The following is a 17,416-nucleotide window of genomic DNA, read 5'->3' as shown; positions in this document are numbered from 1 at the left end:
GTCTATCCCATCTTCTTGAACGACCAGCGGCCACGCCAGCCGTCCGGGACGGTTTCGTCCGCGATGACGATCTGGCGGGTGCGCAGAGCGCGGCCCTCCTCGCCGATCCAGAGGCTTTCGTCCACCGAAACCGTGCCCGCGTCGGTCTTCAGCTGCCACAGCGCGCCGGAGGGCAGGCGCAGCAGCGCGCCGCGCATGTCGGCGGTGGGCGTGATGTCGGTGCCGGGCGCCAGGTGAAAGCGCAGCGCGACCTCCAGTCCCGCCTTCACGCGCTTCTTGCCGCCCGGCATCAGCCTGTCCTCGCCGCGCACATCGCGTCCGTCCGGGCTCAGGAACAGGCGGCGGCGGTGCATCAGGCCGAACCGGCGCTGATAACCGTCGTGGACGGCGGTGACGAGCGTCCCCTGATCGGTCTCGTCGCGCTCCACCTCGACGGAATCGACGCCGGCGCCCAGCGGCTTGCCCGCCGCGATCAGGCTCTGATTGGTATCGGCAAGCGTCAGCGTCGAATGGGCCGCCGTTACCCGCACGGCCGTCGCGACGCGCGCGTCGATGCCGCGCCGGATGCCGCGTCCGCCGCCGACATTGACGACGACGCGCTCATGCTCGTCGCTCATTTCGAAGGACAGGGCGCCCGCGTGCGCCGCCTCGTTCTGGGCGGGAGCCGGCGGCGGCCCTGCGTCCATCAGGAGGACAGTTCGCCCGGCCTCCAGCCGCTGCAGCCCCGATTCCGCGCCGGCGCCGGCGCCCCGGCTGGCAAGGCCCGGAAAGCTCAGCACATGTTCGATGCGGGCGAAGGAGGCGACGTTGCCGCCGTGCAGCGCGGTAAAGCGGCCATCGCCCATGCGTGCGGCGCGCAGTCCCGCGCGTACCCGTCCGTCCACCGCCTGCTGCGCCTCCGGCCAGTCGCGGCGGCGCGCGGCATAGGCGCTGCGCACGACATGCAGCCATTCCATGATGGCGATCAGGTCGGCGGGCGCGCGGCTGGCCGGCAGGCCGTGTGGCATCACGGCTTCGTCCGCGGCCTCGGTAAATCGCTTCTCCGCCTTCTTCAGAAAGCGTTCGGCACCCTCCACCATCAGCGCGGCGACCACGAATCCGGCCGCGGCGGCCAGGCGGGGCAGCCCGGCGGGCGCGCTGGTGAAGCGCCGGTCGATATGCGCCGCAGCCTCCAGCATGTGTTTCAGCGCCGCCTTGCGGATGCCGGCGTCGGCGCCAAGGACATAGGGGGCGTAGAGGGACCACAGCGCGATGCGCGCGCCGGCGCGGTCGGCGCGCCACGCCATCTCGTCCGGCTCCTCATAGCGTTCCAGCCAGCCGCCGACGATCGGGCGCGCGAAGTCCGCGCCCTTGTCCTGCGGCAGGGCGGCGGCCAGGTCGCGCAGCCAGATGAACCCGTGCACATGGCTGCGGAACGCCTCGGACGCGCGCTTCATGTCCCAGTCGGCGCCGCGCAGTGCAAAGCTTTCGCCGCCGTTCAGAATCTCGCCGCGCAGCAGGGCGCGGGCATGGTCGGCATCGCCCAGCACCGGGTCGGTGACCGTGGCGGTCAGCCGGACCGGCGTCTTGCGCCGCAGTCCCAGACGTTCGAGGATGCTCACTCAGCGGCGCCGCGCAGCGCGGCGATATTTCCCCGATAGGCGTCCGGCCCGCCCTTGAACGTGGCGGAGCCGGCGACGAGGACGTCGGCGCCGGCATCGCGGACCTGGCGCGATGTCTCGACATTGACGCCGCCGTCCACTTCCAGGTCGATGGCCTTGCCGGTCCGGTCGATCAGCGTGCGGATGCGCTCGATCTTGCGCAATTGGCTGTCGATGAAGGACTGGCCGCCGAATCCCGGATTGACGCTCATGACCAGAACCAGGTCCAGATCCTCGATCAGATAGTCCAGCGCCTCCACCGGCGTGCCGGGATTCAGCGACAGTCCGGCCTTCTTGCCCAGCGCCTTGATCGTCTGGACGGTGCGGTGCGTGTGCGCCCCCGCCTCCGGATGCACGGTCAGGATGTCGGCGCCCGCCGCCGCGAAGTCCTCCAGGAAGCTGTCGACGGGGGAGATCATCAGATGCACGTCGAAGATCTTCTTCGAATGCGGGCGCAGCGCCTTCACCACCATCGGACCGATCGTCAGGTTCGGTACGAAATGCCCGTCCATCACGTCGACATGGATATAGTCGGCGCCCGCTTCGTCGACGGCGCGCACCTCCTCGCCCAGCCGGGCGAAATCGGCGGACAGGATGGAGGGGGCGATTCGGACGGAGCGGCTGGGTGCGCCAGACGTGGTTTCGGGGGCGGTTGGCATGGCCATGGCGCTTAGCAAAGCCCCGCGCGCGTCTCCAGACGATTTACCGCTGCTGCGAGAGGTTTCGGCGGTTAATTTTCGTCCCGCACCAGCCGCCCCATGAAGAAGCCGTCGCAGCCACCGATTTCCGCCAGATCGCCGGGCAGGGTCCGGATTCGGCCGGGGGCCTCTTCGCGTATCCCCTCCGGCAGCGCGCCCGCCGGCGCGGGGTCCGCATGCCAGTCCGGATGCCGGTCCAAGAACGCGTCCACCTGATCCTCGCCCTCTTCCCGCTCCAGCGAGCAGACGGCATAGACCATGCGCCCGCCGGGCCGCACCAAGGTTGCTGCATGGGACAGGAGCGCGGCCTGAATGCGCAGTGTCTCCTCCAGCCGGTCGGGGTCGCGCAGGTGCAGGACGTCGGGGTGCCGGCGGAAAATTCCGGTGGCGGAGCAGGGCGCGTCCAGAAGCACGGCGTCGAGCGGCGCCTCCGGCCTGAACTTGCGCGCATCACTGTGGAGAAGCTCCGCGGGCAGGCCCGTCCGCTCCAGATTTTCGCGCAGCAGGGTCAGGCGTTTCTCGTTGTTCTCCACGGCGATCACCGCCGCGCCGGTGGCGGCGAGCTGCATGGTCTTGCCGCCGGGCGCGGCGCACAGGTCGGCGATGCGTTCGCCCGCCTGCGGTGCCAGCAGCCGCGCGGGCAGGGCGGCGGCCAGATCCTGCACCCACCAGTCGCCTTCGCCATAAGCATCCCAGGCCTCCACCCGGCCGGCGCGGCGCGTGCGCAGATGGCCGGGCAGCAGCGACACCTCGCCCTCCCCGGGCGGCGGCACGACGTCCGCGCTCTTATAGGTCAGATCGATGGGCGGCGGCGCGGCCATGGCGGCGGCGGCGGCCGCGGCGGCCTTTTCCCCCCAGGCCTCCGCCCAGCGCTGTCCCCACGGTTCCGGCAGCAGCGGCCGGTCGGGCAGCGAATCGCCCGCCTTCAGCGCCGATGACAGGACGCCGTGCACCAGCCTGCGCGGGCCGCCCTCCACCAGCGGCAGCGCGGTGGCGACCACCGCGTGATGCGGCGTTTCCAGAACCAGCGCCTGCGCCAGCGCCATGCGCAGCACCATGCGCGCCCGCGCATCGTCCGGCAGCGGCATCCGCGTGCGCGCGTCGATCAGCTCGTCCAGATCGGGCAGCCAGCGCAGCACGCTGGCCGCGATGTTGCGCGCCAGGCCGCGGTCGGACGGGTCGTCCAGGCTGCGCAGCGCGCGCGGGAGCGCCGCCTCCAGCGCGCGGCCCTGCCACAGCACCGCCTGCAGCAGCGTCAGTGCGGCGCGGCGCGCGGGCAGGCCGGGAACTTGATTGCCGTTTTGGTCGGTCAGGATGCGGCCTTTCGTTTTTCTTCCGCCTGTTTCGCGCCGCCCAGAAAGGCGCCGATGCGGCTCCAGTAGCTGACCGGGAACAGGCGCGTAAGATAGTCGATCATCTTCGCGTCCGGACCGATCAGCACGCGGTGGTCGCCGCGCTCCATGCCGCGAACGATGGTTTCGGCGGCGTCCTCGGGCGTGGTTTTCGCGCGGGCGACGAAATTGTCGGGGTCGTTCAGCGCCTCCTCCGACCCCGTTTCCATGCCGCGCAGGAATTTCGCATTGTGCGCCACGCGCGTCTTGATGCCGCCGGGGTGCACGCGCACGACCTGCACGTTCGGATGCATCGCCTGCATTTCCAGATGCAGCGCCTCCGACAGGCCGCGCACGGCATATTTGCTGGCATTATAGGCGGACTGCGTCGGATAGCCCATCATGCCGAACACGCTGGATATGTTCACGATCCAGGCATGATCGCGGCCGATCAGGTGCGGCAGGGCGGCGCGGCAGCCGCGCGCGACCGCGTTGAAATTGACGTCCATGACCCGGTCGAAATCCTCCGCCGGGCAATGTTCGAAGGGGGCGATGACGCTGAGGCCGGCATTGTTGATGATGCCGTCGAGACCGCCGAATTCCTGCGCCGCGCCGTCGATCCAGCCTTCCAGGGCGCCACTGTCGGTCACGTCCAGCACCTGGGTGGAATGCGGATAATTGCCCAGGAGGCGGCTCGTTTCGGCAAGGCCCGCCTCGTCACGGTCGGCCAGAGCCACCCTGGCACCCTTCTTCGCCAGCAGCACGGCGAGCGCGCGGCCGATGCCGCTGCCCGCGCCCGTTACTGCGATGGTGCGTCCGGCGACGGCATTGATCTTCGGCATGGCTCTCTCCCCAGGGCGGCGTGCGCGCTTTTGTCCTTGGAGCCGCACGCGTTTCTTTGGCATTGGCTATAGCATGACGACATCAGACGAGAAGCCGCCGCACCCCCAGCCTCCCAAAAAGGCGCAGCCCGCGCCCGAGGAGAAGGGCGGGCCGAAGGGCAAGGAACCGACGCGCTACGGCGACTGGGAGCGCAAGGGCATCGCCGTCGATTTTTGAGGCGGGGGCGCGGGACTGGCCTCTCATAACCCGCTTGCTCGGTTCCCAGGCATAGATTTTCCAGTTCGTCGCCCCTGCGCAGGCAGGGGCCTATCCGCACAGCCTGCGTGCTGCTTGCACCATGAATCCCTGCCTTCGCAGGGGTGACGATCAATTTTACGGGGCGAGGTCGGGATCCGGCCCTCCGCCTATGGCCGCTCTTCCTTCAGCGGCCGGGCCATCAGCGCCTCGCGGGCGTCCGCCGCCGCGATACGGCCCTCGATCAGCGCCAGCACCGTTTCCGAAATCGGCATGTCGATGCCAAGGTCGCGCGCCGCCTCGGCGAGGACCGGTGCGGTAAAGACGCCCTCGGCCACCGTCACGCGGTCCGCCATCAGTTCCGCGGCGCTGCGCCCCTCGCCCAGCGCCTTGCCGAACGACATGTTGCGGGACGCTTCCGAGGAGCAGGTCAGCACCAGATCGCCCAGACCCGACAGGCCCGCCAGCGTTTCGGCGCGCGCGCCTCGGGCCAGGCCGAAGCGCGTCATTTCGGCAAAGCCGCGGCTGATCAGCGCCGCGCGCGCATTCTTGCCCAGCCGCAGGCCCGCCGCGACGCCGCAGGCGATGGCGAGCACATTCTTGACCGCGCCGCCGATCTCCGCGCCCGTGACGTCGTCCGAATAATAGGGGCGAAAGGCGGCGCTGGCGATGCGCTGGGTCAGCGGGCCCGCCGCCGCCTCGTTCTCGCAGGCAAAGGTGACGGCGGCGGGCAGGCCCCGTGCCACCTCGTCGGCGAATGTCGGCCCGCTGAGGACGCAGATGCAGGCGTCCGGCAGCGCCTCCGCCGCCACCTCGCTCATCAGCTTTTTCGTGCCGGTCTCGATCCCCTTGCAGCACAGGATCAGCGGCCGGTCCCATGTCCCGATCTGCGTCAGCACTGCGCGCAGATGCTGCGCCGGCGTCACCATCATCAGCGCCGCGCACTCCGCCAGCGCGCCGAGATCGCCCACCGCGGCGATCCCGTTATCGAGGGGAATGCCGGGCAGGAAGGTGCGGTTTTCGCGCCGTGCGTTGATGTCGGCGACGGTCTCCGCCTCCCGCGCCCACAGCGTCACCGGCCCGCCGCGGGCGGCGACCTGCGCCAGCGCGGTGCCCCATGCGCCGGCTCCGACCACGCCCAGCGCCGCGGGGCCGGTCATGCCTTCGCTCCCGCGCCGCGCACGGTCTCAGCGTCCGGATCGAGCGGCCAGCGCGGACGCGCCGGCGCGTCCAGCGGATCGGTCAGCCCCAGCCGGAACCGCTCCACCCCGGCCCAGGCGATCATTGCGGCATTGTCCGTGCACAGCGCCATCGGCGGCGCGACCAGCGGCAGGCCGAACTCGGCCGCCAGAGCCTTAAGCGCCGCGCGAATGGCGCCGTTCGCCGCCACGCCGCCGGCAACGACGAAGGCGGTCGCCTCCGGAACGCGCACGAGCGCGCGGCGGCTGCGGTCGACCAGACAGTCCGTCGCCGCCGCCTGAAAGCTGGCGGCAAGATCGGCGGCGGCCGGCGGATCGTCCTGCTGCCACGCGCGCAGGACGGCGCTTTTCAGGCCGGCAAAGGAAAAATGCGGCTCGTCCGAGCCGGTCAGCGGCCGGGGCAGGGGCACGGCGCGCGGATCGCCCGTCTTCGCCAGCGCCTCCAGCGCCGGCCCGCCCGGATAGCCCAGCCCCATGATCTTCGCGCTCTTGTCGAACGCCTCGCCCGCCGCATCGTCGATGGTTGTCGCCAGGCGGCGATACTTGCCGACCCCCTCGACGAACAGCAGCTGCGTGTGTCCGCCGGACACCAGCAGCAGCAGATAGGGAAAGGCCAGGGTCTCGTCGGCCAGGCGCGGCGACAGGGCGTGCCCCTCCAGATGATTGACCGCGATCAGCGGCCGGCCGCTGGCAAAGGCCAGCGCCTTGCCCGTCACCAGGCCCACCATGACGCCGCCGATCAGGCCTGGCCCCGCCGTGGCGGCCACCGCGTCGACGTCGGCGAGCGCGATCCCGGCCTCTTCCAGCACCGCTTCCACCAGCGGGGTCAGACGCTCCGAATGCGCGCGCGCGGCGATTTCCGGCACGACGCCGCCATAGGGGGCGTGCTCGTCATTCTGCCCGGTGACGCGCTGGGCAAGGATGTTCCGCTCGCCGTCCACCAGCGCCGCGGCCGTGTCGTCGCAGCTCGATTCTAGGCCGAGGATGAGGGGGCGGGAGGGGGAGCGGTCCATCATATTGTTTCCTGCGCCCGACCTAGCTACGCCGCGCCTTATGAACAAGCAGCACCGCTACTGATGAGCGCATCCGCCTCCTTTCGCATCGGCACGCGCGGCTCGCCGCTGGCACTGGCACAGGCAGAGGCGGTGCGCGCAGCGCTGGGCGGGGGAGAGATTGTCGCTGTCACGACGAAGGGCGACCGGCGCCAGGATGTGCGCTTGTCCGAACTCGGCGGCAAGGGCGTGTGGACCAAGGAGCTGGAGCGCGCCCTCGCCATGGACGAGATCGACCTGGCCGTGCACAGCCTGAAGGATGTGGAAAGCGAGCGGCCGGGCGGCCTGATGATCGCCGCGACCCTGCCGCGCGCCGACGTGCGCGACCGGCTGATCGGTCTTGCCGGGCTCCGCGATCTCGCGCCCGGCATGCGCCTCGGGACGTCCTCCCCGCGGCGAGAGGCGCAGCTTCTCCGCCGTGTGCCGGGGCTTCGCATCGTCCCCCTGCGCGGCAATGTCGCGACGCGCCGGCAAAAGGTTGCGGAGGGGGAGGCGGATGCCACCATCCTCGCGGCGGCCGGTCTCGACCGGCTCGGTCACAGCGAAATCGGCATCGCGATCGAAACGGCGGACATGCTGCCCGCGCCGGGGCAGGCGGCGATCGCCTGCGAATGCCGGGCGGCCGACGACCGGGTGCGTGCCTCGCTGGCGGGGATCAACCATACCGACACCTTTACCGCCATCACGGCGGAGCGCGCCTTCGCCCGCCGCCTCGGCGGCTCCTGCCACAGTCCCGTTGCCGCGCTTGCGGTCCGGACGGAGGACGCCTTTCTGCTGCGCGGGCAAATCCTGTCCCTGAACGGCGCGGAGGAGCGTGGCGGCGACATCCGCTTTGCGCCCGATGAAGCCGAAGCGGCCGGAACGATGCTCGCGGAGCGGTTGCTGCGCGATGCCCCGCGCGAGATTGCGGCGCTTTTCGGCGGCGCATGAGGATCCTCGTCACGCGCCCGGCTGCCCAGGCCGCCGCAACGGCCGCGCGGCTCCGGGCGGCGGGGCACGAGGCCATGATCGCGCCGCTCGTGGAGGTCAGGCCGGTACGATGGACGCTGCCGCAGGGGGCGTTCGATGCACTCGTTGCGACCAGCGCGAACGCGTTCCTCGCGGGGATGCCCGTGCCGCTTCCGGACCTCCCGCTTTATGCCGTGGGAAAGGCGACGGCCACCGCGGCACGCGCCGCCGGCTTTACAGACGTTCGGACCGGCCCGGGGGGCGGCGCGGCACCGCTCTACCGCCAAATGGAGGCGGAGGGCGTCCGGTCGGCGCTGCATCTGGCCGGCGAGCGGGTGAAGGATGCGGCCGTGCCGGATGCGCTCACCCTTTGCCGCGTCACCGTGTACGCTGCGGCATCCCGGCCGCTGACGGCTGAGGCGCGCGCGTGTCTTGCGGCGGGCGGAACCGACTGGACGCTTCTCTATTCCGCGGCCGCAGCGCAGCAGTTCGCTGCCGAGTGCGTGCGTGCCGGGCTCGACCGCACGCATCTGTCCGCCGCGCTGCTTGGTGCGCCCCCGGCCGGATTTCCGGCGGATTGGCGCCGCCTCGTCCGGGCCCGCATCCCCACGGAAGACGCGCTCTTTGCGGCAGCGGGCCTCCTGTGCGAATAAGCGGAACCGAATGATAATGAACGGGCGGGCCGGCAATGGATGAGAACGAGAAACGACGAGAGCGGGACGCCCGGCGCGAGCGGGAGGGACGTCGTGAAGGCCGCGGCGACGGCCGTGCGGCGGCGGCGCGAAACCAGGCGAACGGGTCCGGGTCCGGCGCGGCGCCGTGGCTCGTCGTCATCGCGCTTGTCGCGTTCATCGGCGGCATGCTGCTCAGTCCCTGGTTCGAACAGCAGGTGCGTCCACGTTTGCCGTTCCTGCCGCAGGAGGCGAACCTCAGCACCGTCTTCGCGCGCCTGGACCGGCAGGAGGCGTCGATATCGCGGCTGGAGGGCCGGGTTGCACGGCTTGAGCAGACCGGTGTCGGCAGCGCGCCGCCGCAGATCGCCGATCAGTCGGGATCGGCGCCGCCCCGTGCCCAGCCGGCGCTGAACGACGCCATGCCGGCCGAGGGCGCGTCGGCGTCTGCCGACCGTGTCGGCCGTCTCGAAACCCGCGTCGATGCGCTCGACCGCCAGCAGACGCAGACGCTCAGCCGCGTTGACAACCTCTCGGCAGAGGTGGCCGGCCTGACCGTTCGTGTCGAGGATGCGCGCGGCGAAACCAACACCCGCGTGCGCCAGGCGGAGCGGCTGGCCCGCGACGCGCGGTCCGTCCTCCTGATCGGCCGCGCGCGCAGCGCGCTGGAGGCGGCGGAACCGCTCGGCGGGCTGGAGCCGTCCTTGCGCGCCGCGCTCGGACCGCAGGCCGACGACGACCTGGATCAGCTGTCGGCGGGCATGCGAACGCTGTCGTCGCCGGCCGACCTGCGCCGCCGGTTCGAGGCGCTGAAGCCGTCGCTGCTGGCCGAGGCGGGCGCCGAAAGCGCCGCGGATCGCAATTGGTGGCAGAATTTCGTGGCCGGCCTCTCCGACATCTTCACCATCCGGCGCAGCGGCACGGTCGATGACGGCGACACGAACGAGCAGATCGTCGACCGCATCTCGGCCGAGCTGTCGCAGGGCGACATTGCCGGCGCGGTGGCGGAATATATGCGCCTGCCAGAGGGTGTGCGCGCCCGCGGTACGCGCTGGCTGCGCGATGCGGTCAATTACGACCGTACCGAGGGCGCCATCGAGCGCCTCGAAAGCCGCCTCGTCGGGGAGGAGCCTTCGGCCCCGACGTCCTCATCGGACACCAGCGAGCAGTAGGGCCACGTCGGACCCCTTGCGTGCCGCTGTCTGAAACAGCGGGCGCGCGGGGGGTTCGGGAAAAATGCCGATATGCTCCGGTGCCACGAAACCGGTACCCCTTGCGGGGCTGGCTCCGCGATCGCGGAGCGCCGCTGCGCATGTACAAGTGTAAGGTTCGGAAAACTGGAGCGGGCGAAGGGATTCGAACCCTCGACCCCAACCTTGGCAAGGTTGTGCTCTACCCCTGAGCTACGCCCGCTCACTGGCGTATCGAAGTGCGGGGCCTGGCCCTGTGCCCTTCGAAGGAAGCGGGCTGCTACCACCGGTTCCCTGGGCTTGCAAGCCCCCATGCATCCCCTTTGCGATTCTTCGCCGCCGCACCCATATGGAGGCGCACCGAAATTCTTGAGGCATGAGGAGACGAGAGTGGCGACGCTGAGCACCCCGGAAGGCGAACGCGCGGCAATGGAAGCCTTTCAGCGTGACGTGATCGAACCCAGCATGTCGTCGCTGGTGATCCTGGATTTCTACGCAGACTGGTGCGGCCCCTGCAAACAGGTCGCGCCTGTGCTGGAGAAGGTCGCCGCCGACTATGCCGACAAGGGCGTGAAGCTGGTCAAGATCGATGTCGATAAGAATCCCGCCGTCGCCGCGCAGTTTCGCGTCCAGTCCATCCCGCAGATCTATGCCCTCTATCAGGGTCAGCCCGTCGCCGACCTGACGCAGGCCCGTACGGAGCCGCAGTTTCGCCAGTTCCTCGACCAGATCCTGCCGCAGCTCGGCATCGGCGCGGAGAGCGAGGAGGATCAGGCGGCTGCGCAGATGCAGGAGCAGAAGGATCTGGCCGCGCAGCACGCGGCCGCCGGGGAGCATATCGAGGCGCTGAAAATCTATCAGCTGCTGTTGCAGCAGGCGCCGAAGGACGAGGTCGTGCTGGGCGGGGCGGCGGTGTCGCTGATCGCGCTGGGCGATGAAACGCAGGCCGGCACGCTGATCGCGAACATTCCGGACGATTCGACCACGGCGGAGGTGGTGCAGGCGCGAAAGGCCCTGCAACTCGCCGAGAACGCCGTTGATCCGGCCGAACTCGAAGCGCTGGCGGCAAAGGTCGAGGCGAACGCGGACGATCACGCTGCCCGCATCGCCTATGGAGAGGCGCTAGCCGGCGCCGGGCGGGGCGAGGAGGCGGCGGCGCAGTATCTCGAATCGATCCGCCGCGACCGGGAGCATGACGAGGGGGCCGCGCGCCGCAAGCTGCTCGAACTGTTCGAGGCGTCCGGCGTCGGTGCGCCATGGGTGATGGGCGCGCGGCGCAAGCTCTCCTCCATGCTGTTCTCATGACCGGCCGCCCCCTCGAGACGCTGCCGGCGACGCTGCCGATCTTCCCGCTCGAGGGGGCGCTGGTGCTGCCGCGCGGGCATCTGCCGCTCAATATTTTCGAGCCGCGCTATCTCGACATGGTCCGCGACGCGATGGCGGGCGCGCGGCTGATCGGCATGATTCAGCCGAAAACGGACGACGAGCTCTATTCGATCGGCGGCCTTGGCAAGATTCAGCAATTTTCCGAAACGGACGATGGCCGGTTCGAAATCCTCCTCGGGGGCCTGATGCGCTTCCGCGTCTCTGAGGAACTGAGCGTCACGACCGCGTACCGGCAGGTCCGTGCGGACTACGAGCCGTTCATGGACGATCTGAAGACGCCTGCGCCGCTCGATGCGACGACGCGCGCGGCGCTGGAGCAGGGTCTGAAAACCTATCTCGATGCCGAGGGGCTGAGCGCCGACTGGGACGCGGTGCAAAGGTCGGACGACGAATCGCTGGTCAACACGCTGGCGGCGGTCTGTCCGTTCGCCTCGGCCGAAAAACAGGCGCTGCTGGAGGCGGATGACCTTGCCCGCCGCGCGGCCACGCTGGAGGCTCTGATGCGGTTTTCGACTGGCGACGACGTGTCTTCGGACAGGAAGATCCATTGATGAGCGCAGAAGACCATGAGACGCCGGACGAGGCGAAAACCGTCGATCCAAGGGTCCTGGAAATCCTCGTCTGCCCGGTGACGAAACAGCCGCTCAGCTACGATCGGGAGCGGCAGGAACTGGTGTCGAAATCGGCCGGTCTGGCCTATCCCGTCCGCGGCGGCATCCCCGTCATGCTGATCGAGGAGGCGCGCCGCCTGGACGAGGATGAGGCTGGCCAGACCGGCCGATTCTCCTCCCCAGGAGACTAAAACCCGGCCTCAGTCGACCCGCCCCAGCCGGTGATAGAGGCTGGCCATCTGCACCGTATCGGGTTCGTCCCTGTGCGTTTGCAGATAGGCCTGCACCGCCTTCCTCAGAAGCGGGAAGTCCGCCTGCGAGAACACGGCGCGCGGACGCATGTGCGGCGGCAGGGGCGCGGCGGCGGGACGCTCGCCGCTGTGGATGGTCTGGTCGGTCATCTGACGTCTCCTTCTTGAATGAAGCGGTTGTCGCGGCGCCCGTTCAGGCGGCGAACTGGTTCATGGTGTTGTGCGAGCCGCCGGCCTTCAGGGCCGCCTCGCCGGCGAAATATTCCTTGTGGTCGTCGCCGATGTCGCTGCCGGCCATGTTCTGGTGCTTCACGCAGGCGATCCCCTCGCGGATTTCCTTGCGCTGCACGTTCTTGACGTAGCCGAGCATCGCCTGTTCGCCGAAATACTCCCGCGCCAGATTGTCGGTCGACAGCGCGGCGGTGTGATAGGTCGGCAGCGTGATCAGATGGTGGAAGATGCCGGCCCGCGCCGCCGCGTCCTTCTGGAAGGTGCGGATGCGCTCGTCGGCCTCGGCCGCCAGGTCGCTCATGTCGTATTCGGCGCTCATCAGCCGGTCCCGGTCATAGCCGCCGACGTCCTGTCCGCCCTCCGCCCATGCGTCGTAGACCTGCTGGCGGAAATTCAGCGTCCAGTTGAAGCTGGGCGAGTTGTTGTAGACCAGCTTCGCGTTCGGCACGACGGCGCGGATGCGGTCGACCATGCCGGCGATCTGCTCGATATGCGGCTTTTCCGTCTCGATCCAGAGAAGGTCGGCGCCGTGCTGCAGGCTGGTGATACAGTCGAGGACGCAGCGATCCGCACCGGTGCCGGGGCGGAACTGGTACAGGTTCGACGGGAGCCGCTTCGGGCGCATCAACTGTCCGTCCCGGTTGATCAGCACGTCGCCCGGGTTGCCGGCACCCTCGACCGGCTCGCAGTCCAGAAACGCATTATACTGGTCGCCAATGTCGCCCGGCGCCTTGGAGTAGGCGATCTGCTTGGTCAGCCCCGCGCCCAGCGAATCGGTGCGCGTGACGATGATGCCGTTCTCGACGCCCAGTTCCATGAAGGCGTAGCGGCAGGCGCGCACCTTCGCCAGAAAGTCCTCGTGCGGCACCGTCACCTTGCCGTCCTGGTGCCCGCACTGCTTCTCGTCCGACACCTGATTCTCGATCTGCAAGGCGCAGGCGCCCGCCTCGATCATCTTCTTGGCGAGCAGATAGGTCGCCTCGGCATTGCCGAACCCGGCGTCGATGTCGGCGATGATCGGCACGACATGCGTCTCGAACCCGTCGATCTTCGCCTGGATCTCGCGCGCGGTGTTGGCATCGCCCGCCTCCCGCGCGTCGTCGAGCGCGCGGAACAGCCCGCCCAGTTCCCGCGAATCGGCCTGGCGCAGGAACGTATACAGCTCCTCGATCAGCGCCGGTACGCTCGTCTTCTCGTGCATCGATTGGTCGGGCAGCGGACCGAACTCGCTGCGCAGCGCCGCAACCATCCAACCGGACAGGTACAAATACCGGCCTTTTGTTGAACCGAAATGTTTCTTGATGCTGATCATCTTCTGCTGACCGATGAAGCCGTGCCAGCAACCCAGCGACTGCGTGTAGTTCGCCGGGTCGGCGTCATAGGCGTCCATGTCGCGGCGCATGATGTCCGCCGTGTAGCGGGCGATGTCGAGGCCGGTGCGGAAGCGGTTTTGCAGACGCATGCGCGCGACCGAATCGGCGTCGATGCCGTTCCACGCGGCCTCGCCTGCGATTGTATCTTCGGCCTTTGACAGTTCTTCGCTGTAAGACATGGATGCGCCCTTTTTCCTGATCGCGTTATTGCTATGGCACCGGAATAAGGGGTCCGGCGGCTTGCGGGCAGACCGCCTTCCGTGCGGTCGTCAAAAATTTACAAGAAAGTCTGTAATGTTGTAAGCGCTGCACAGGAGGCGCCCCGGCATGGCCCAGAAACGCACCGTCTATCTCGGCCCCCGCATCAAGCGGCTCAGGCGGGAACTCGGCATCACGCAGGCGGAGATGGCCGCCGATCTCGACATCTCCCCCAGCTATGTGGCGCTGATCGAGCGTAATCAGCGGCCGACCACCGCCGATCTTCTGATGCGTCTGGCGCAGGTCTACCGCCTCGACGTCGCCACGCTCGCCGATGACGACGCGGACGATACGCAGGCGCGCATCAAGACGCTGCTGAAGGATCCGCTCTTCGCCGGCATCGACGTGCCGGCGCTGGAGGTCGAGGATCTGACCATGAGCTATCCGGGCATCAGCGAGGCGCTGCTGCGGCTCTATACCGCCTATGAGAAGGAGCATCTCGCGCTGGCCGACCGCGCCGGCGCGCCGGAGGAGGGCGCCGCCGCCGATCCGGTCGCGGCCGTGCGCGCCTTTCTGGGCGAGCGTCGTAATTATTTCCCGGCGCTCGAAAGCGCAGCCGAGCGCCTGGCGGAGGAAACCGGCGGCGCGGCCGGTTTCGCGGCCTATCTGAAGCGCGCGCACGGCCTCGGCCTGCGCCGTCTGCCGCCGGACGTTCTGATGGGCTCCGTACGCCGATTCGACCGGCACCGGGACGAGGTACTGATCGCCGACACGCTGGATGCGGCCGGCCGCGCCTTCCAGACGGCGCTGCAGATCGTCTATCTGGATGCCGGCGCCGCGCTCGACGACACGCTGGCCGGTGCGTTCGTGGACAAGTCAGCGCGAACGCTCGCCCGCCGGGCGCTCGCCGGCTACACGGCCGCGGCGATCCTGATGCCCTATGCCGAATTCCGCCGCCAGGTGGAGCGGCGGCAATATGATGTCGAAGCGATCGCGCGCTGGTTCGGCGTCAGTTTCGAACAGGCGGCGCACCGGCTGACGACGCTGCAGCGGCCGGGGGAGGAGGGGGTCTCCTTCTTCTTCATACGGGTCGATGTCGCCGGCAACGTGTCGAAGCGCCTCGACGGGGCCGGCTTTCCCTTCGCCCGCCACGGCGGCGCATGCCCCTTGTGGAACGTCCACACCGTCTTTCAGCAGCCGGGGCGCGTCGCGACGCAGTGGCTGGAGCTGGAGGGCGGAAAGCGCTTCTTTTCCATCGCCCGCACCGTCAGCGCCGGCGGCGGCGGTTACGGTCAGCCCCGCGCGGAACGCGCCATCGCGCTCGGCTGCGCGGCAGAGGCGGCGGATCGGCTCATCTATACGCGGCAGGGCAGGGACGCCGGCATGTCGCCGGTCCCCACCCCCATCGGTGTCACCTGCCGCCTCTGCCACCGCCGCGACTGCGCCGCCCGCTCTGCGCCGCCGCTCGGCAGCGCTATCCTTGCCGACGACCTCCGCCGCACCGTTACCCCCGTCATCATCGACGATTGAGCGCGCATGACCCGGAATCGGCAGGGGTAACGAAGCACACCCCCGTCATCGCCAGCGATCTCGTAGCGGTCCGCATGGACCCCTGCCTTCGCAGGGCGACGAGGTGTATTCGCCCCATCCCGCCAACCACTGAATTCCGAACTCGTCGCCCCTGCGAAGGCAGGGGCCCATGCCGCAAGACGTAACGGTTCGAGCCCCACCTCTACGGCCGCCCAATGACGGCTGATAAGGGGGGCATGGTCTCGGCAGTCATCCGCGCCGCCGACCGCCGCCGCACGATCCCACCCGTCATCATCGATGGATTCAGGTTACCGCTGGACCCCTGCCTGCGCAGGGGTGACGAGCGGTTCGGATGATGGTGGCGGGGCCTCCAATCCTCGGCCCGTCGCCCCTGCGAAGGCAGGGGCCCATGCCGCAAGCCCTGACGGTTCAGGCTCCGCTTCTACGGCTGGTCAATCACGGCTCGTAGGGGCGTGGCCACAGCGTCGGCAGTCATTCCCGCCGCCGCCCGTCGCCGCGCGATCCCACCCGTCATCGTCGATGGATCGGGTGAGCGCTCGACCTTCCCTTCGCAGGGGTGACGAGCGGTTCGAATGAGGGTCGCGCGGCCCGCAAATCCTCGGCCCGTCGCCCCTGCGAAGGCAGGGGCCCATGCCGCAAGCCCTGACGGTTCGAGCCTCGCCTTTACGGCCGCTCACCCCGCAGCAGGCCGGGCAGGTCGCCGCTGGCGCCGCGCGCTTCGGCCATGAAGAAATTCTTCAGCGGCGGCACCCTGCCGACCATGGAGAGGCCGAGGCCGCGAACATGCTTCATCGTCTCGCCGGGCAGGCCGAACAGGCGGTTCAGCACGTCGGTCGATACCGACACCGCCATATTGTCGAAGCCGCGCCAGCGCTGATAGCGCGCCAGCACTTCCGTCTCGCCGATGTCGAGGCCCAGCCTGACGCCGTCGCCGACCACCTCGGCCAGCGCCGCGGCATCGCGCAGGCCCATGTTGAGGCCCTGCCCGGCGATCGGGTGAATGCCGTGCGCGGCATCGCCGACCAGAGCCAGCCGCATGTCCGTGTACCGCTCCGCATGATGAAAGCCGAGCGGGTAGGATGCCGGCGGCGCGGCCATGCGCGTCATTCCCAGAAAGCCGCCGATGCGCTTGTCGATCTCCGCCATCAGCGCGCGTTCCGGCAGGCCCAGCCAAGCGTCCGCCTCCTTCGCCGGAACGGTCCAGACGATGGCGGAGCGCGTTCCGGGCAGCATCGGCAGGATGGCGAACGGGCCGGCGGGGTAGAAGATTTCGAACGCCACATTCTCGTGCGGCCGCTCATGCTCGATCATGCCGACGATCGCGGTCTGGCGGTATTGCCAGCGCGCCGCGCGAATGCCGGCCTCCTCGCGAATGCGGGACCGGCGCCCGTCCGCCGCCACCAGCAGCGGCGCCTTCAGCACCTGGCCCGAGTCCAGACGCACCGTCACACCGTGCGCGCTGCGCTCGATATCCGTGGTCCGGTCCGGTGCGTAGAGATCGATCAGCGGCTCCTCCCGGCCGGCGTCGATCAGCGCGCGGCGGATATGCCGGTTCTCCAGCATATGGCCCAGCGGTTCTCCGGCCACCCCGCCGCCCGTGCCCGTCCGGCCGTCGAAATGCAGCGAATGCCGGCCCAGCCCTTCGCTGACGCGGATTTCATCAATGGGGCAGTCGAGACCCTCCAGCCGTTCGGCGAGTCCCAGCGCCTCGAACATGCGCCAGGATGCGCTGGCGATTGCGGTGGCACGGCCGTCGAAGCCGCTGGCGACGGTCGTCTCCAGATCGGCCGTGTCCACGACGGCGCTGCGTACGCCGAAGGCCGCAAGGGCGAGCGCGGTCGTCATGCCGACGAGCCCGCCGCCGATCAGGATCACATCAGGGGTTTCGTCCATGCCAGACGGCATAGGCTGCAAGCCGGCCGGAAGAAAGTCGCACCTTGCCGCATCCCAGAATATGCCCAAAAAGCAGGCTGCGAGGAGTCGTTGCCAAAATTATAGGCATTATTTTT

Annotated in this window: 17 protein-coding genes and 1 tRNA gene; 8 read left to right on the top strand and 10 right to left on the bottom strand. The window is 69.1% G+C overall.

Annotated features, from left to right (window positions below; all coding sequences use genetic code 11):
• Positions 1-2 precede the first annotated feature (2 nt).
• The 4 genes from C725_RS04745 to C725_RS04730 form a co-directional block, all read right to left on the bottom strand.
• Positions 3-1,601 (bottom strand): heparinase II/III family protein, encoded by a 1,599-nt coding sequence (locus tag C725_RS04745; protein WP_008600489.1) that lies wholly within the window; start codon positions 1,599-1,601, stop codon positions 3-5.
• Positions 1,598-2,305 carry a ribulose-phosphate 3-epimerase gene (gene rpe, locus C725_RS04740; RefSeq protein ID WP_008600488.1) on the bottom strand — a complete coding sequence of 236 codons (708 nt, stop codon included), beginning with the start codon at positions 2,303-2,305 and terminating at the stop codon, positions 1,598-1,600. Before rpe ends, C725_RS04745 begins: the two co-directional genes overlap by 4 nt.
• A 65-nt stretch (positions 2,306-2,370) precedes the next feature.
• Positions 2,371-3,618, bottom strand: coding sequence for an RsmB/NOP family class I SAM-dependent RNA methyltransferase (locus C725_RS04735; RefSeq protein ID WP_207791055.1), 1,248 nt, complete (start codon positions 3,616-3,618; stop codon positions 2,371-2,373).
• 29 nt (positions 3,619-3,647) lie between these two features.
• A complete protein-coding gene (locus C725_RS04730) occupies positions 3,648-4,511 on the bottom strand; it encodes an SDR family NAD(P)-dependent oxidoreductase (RefSeq protein ID WP_008600486.1) in 864 nt (287 codons plus the stop codon).
• Positions 4,512-4,584: 73 nt separating this feature from the next.
• Here C725_RS04730 and C725_RS15655 point away from each other — a divergent pair, with 73 nt between their 5' ends.
• Positions 4,585-4,728 carry a DUF1674 domain-containing protein gene (locus C725_RS15655; RefSeq protein ID WP_008600485.1) on the top strand — a complete coding sequence of 48 codons (144 nt, stop codon included), beginning with the start codon at positions 4,585-4,587 and terminating at the stop codon, positions 4,726-4,728.
• Positions 4,729-4,916: 188 nt separating this feature from the next.
• On the opposite strand, the gene C725_RS04725 is transcribed toward C725_RS15655, so the two are convergent.
• Both C725_RS04725 and tsaD read right to left on the bottom strand, forming a co-directional pair.
• The gene (locus C725_RS04725; RefSeq protein ID WP_008600484.1) at positions 4,917-5,906 is read right to left on the bottom strand and encodes an NAD(P)H-dependent glycerol-3-phosphate dehydrogenase; all 990 of its coding nucleotides are present in this window, start codon (positions 5,904-5,906) and stop codon (positions 4,917-4,919) included.
• A complete protein-coding gene (gene tsaD, locus C725_RS04720; protein ID WP_008600482.1) occupies positions 5,903-6,961 on the bottom strand; it encodes a tRNA (adenosine(37)-N6)-threonylcarbamoyltransferase complex transferase subunit TsaD in 1,059 nt (352 codons plus the stop codon). The genes C725_RS04725 and tsaD overlap by 4 nt, the downstream gene beginning before the upstream one ends.
• 60 nt (positions 6,962-7,021) lie before the next feature.
• Here tsaD and hemC point away from each other — a divergent pair, with 60 nt between their 5' ends.
• From hemC to C725_RS04705, 3 genes are read left to right on the top strand one after another with little or no spacing between them, the layout of a single operon-like run.
• Positions 7,022-7,927: a hydroxymethylbilane synthase gene (gene hemC / locus C725_RS04715; RefSeq protein ID WP_008600480.1), complete on the top strand. Its 906-nt coding sequence runs from the start codon at positions 7,022-7,024 to the stop codon at positions 7,925-7,927.
• The gene (locus C725_RS04710; protein ID WP_008600479.1) at positions 7,924-8,598 is read left to right on the top strand and encodes a uroporphyrinogen-III synthase; all 675 of its coding nucleotides are present in this window, start codon (positions 7,924-7,926) and stop codon (positions 8,596-8,598) included. Before hemC ends, C725_RS04710 begins: the two co-directional genes overlap by 4 nt.
• A 35-nt stretch (positions 8,599-8,633) precedes the next feature.
• Positions 8,634-9,788, top strand: coding sequence for a COG4223 family protein (locus tag C725_RS04705; protein ID WP_008600478.1), 1,155 nt, complete (start codon positions 8,634-8,636; stop codon positions 9,786-9,788).
• Between the two features lie 166 nt (positions 9,789-9,954).
• On the opposite strand, the gene C725_RS04700 is transcribed toward C725_RS04705, so the two are convergent.
• Positions 9,955-10,029 (bottom strand) — tRNA-Gly (locus C725_RS04700).
• A 167-nt stretch (positions 10,030-10,196) separates the two neighbouring features.
• On the opposite strand from C725_RS04700, the gene C725_RS04695 reads away from it, so the two are divergent.
• Genes C725_RS04695 through C725_RS04685 form a run of 3 tightly spaced genes read left to right on the top strand, consistent with a single transcriptional unit; the run spans position 10,197 to position 11,994 of the window.
• A complete protein-coding gene (locus tag C725_RS04695; RefSeq protein ID WP_008600477.1) occupies positions 10,197-11,111 on the top strand; it encodes a tetratricopeptide repeat protein in 915 nt (304 codons plus the stop codon).
• On the top strand, positions 11,108-11,743 hold the full coding sequence (locus C725_RS04690) for an LON peptidase substrate-binding domain-containing protein (RefSeq protein WP_008600476.1): 636 nt from the start codon (positions 11,108-11,110) through the stop codon (positions 11,741-11,743). The genes C725_RS04695 and C725_RS04690 overlap by 4 nt, the downstream gene beginning before the upstream one ends.
• The gene (locus C725_RS04685; RefSeq protein ID WP_008600475.1) at positions 11,743-11,994 is read left to right on the top strand and encodes a Trm112 family protein; all 252 of its coding nucleotides are present in this window, start codon (positions 11,743-11,745) and stop codon (positions 11,992-11,994) included. The genes C725_RS04690 and C725_RS04685 overlap by 1 nt, the downstream gene beginning before the upstream one ends.
• Before the next feature lie 9 nt (positions 11,995-12,003).
• Here the strand turns inward: C725_RS04685 and C725_RS04680 are convergent, their stop codons facing one another.
• A complete protein-coding gene (locus C725_RS04680) occupies positions 12,004-12,204 on the bottom strand; it encodes a hypothetical protein (protein WP_008600474.1) in 201 nt (66 codons plus the stop codon).
• A 43-nt stretch (positions 12,205-12,247) separates the two neighbouring features.
• Positions 12,248-13,837: an isocitrate lyase gene (locus C725_RS04675; protein ID WP_008600473.1), complete on the bottom strand. Its 1,590-nt coding sequence runs from the start codon at positions 13,835-13,837 to the stop codon at positions 12,248-12,250.
• 148 nt (positions 13,838-13,985) lie between these two features.
• Here C725_RS04675 and C725_RS04670 point away from each other — a divergent pair, with 148 nt between their 5' ends.
• Positions 13,986-15,386: a helix-turn-helix domain-containing protein gene (locus C725_RS04670; RefSeq protein WP_008600472.1), complete on the top strand. Its 1,401-nt coding sequence runs from the start codon at positions 13,986-13,988 to the stop codon at positions 15,384-15,386.
• Positions 15,387-16,070: 684 nt separating this feature from the next.
• Here C725_RS04670 and C725_RS04665 read toward each other — a convergent pair.
• Positions 16,071-17,300: a UbiH/UbiF/VisC/COQ6 family ubiquinone biosynthesis hydroxylase gene (locus tag C725_RS04665; protein WP_038281744.1), complete on the bottom strand. Its 1,230-nt coding sequence runs from the start codon at positions 17,298-17,300 to the stop codon at positions 16,071-16,073.
• Positions 17,301-17,416 lie beyond the last annotated feature (116 nt).

The sequence above is a fragment of the Pacificimonas flava genome, assembly GCF_000342165.1.
Lineage (GTDB): Bacteria > Pseudomonadota > Alphaproteobacteria > Sphingomonadales > Sphingomonadaceae > Pacificimonas > Pacificimonas flava.
Note: the sequence above shows the minus strand (reverse complement) of the source record. Positions and strands in the feature narration are given on the sequence as shown.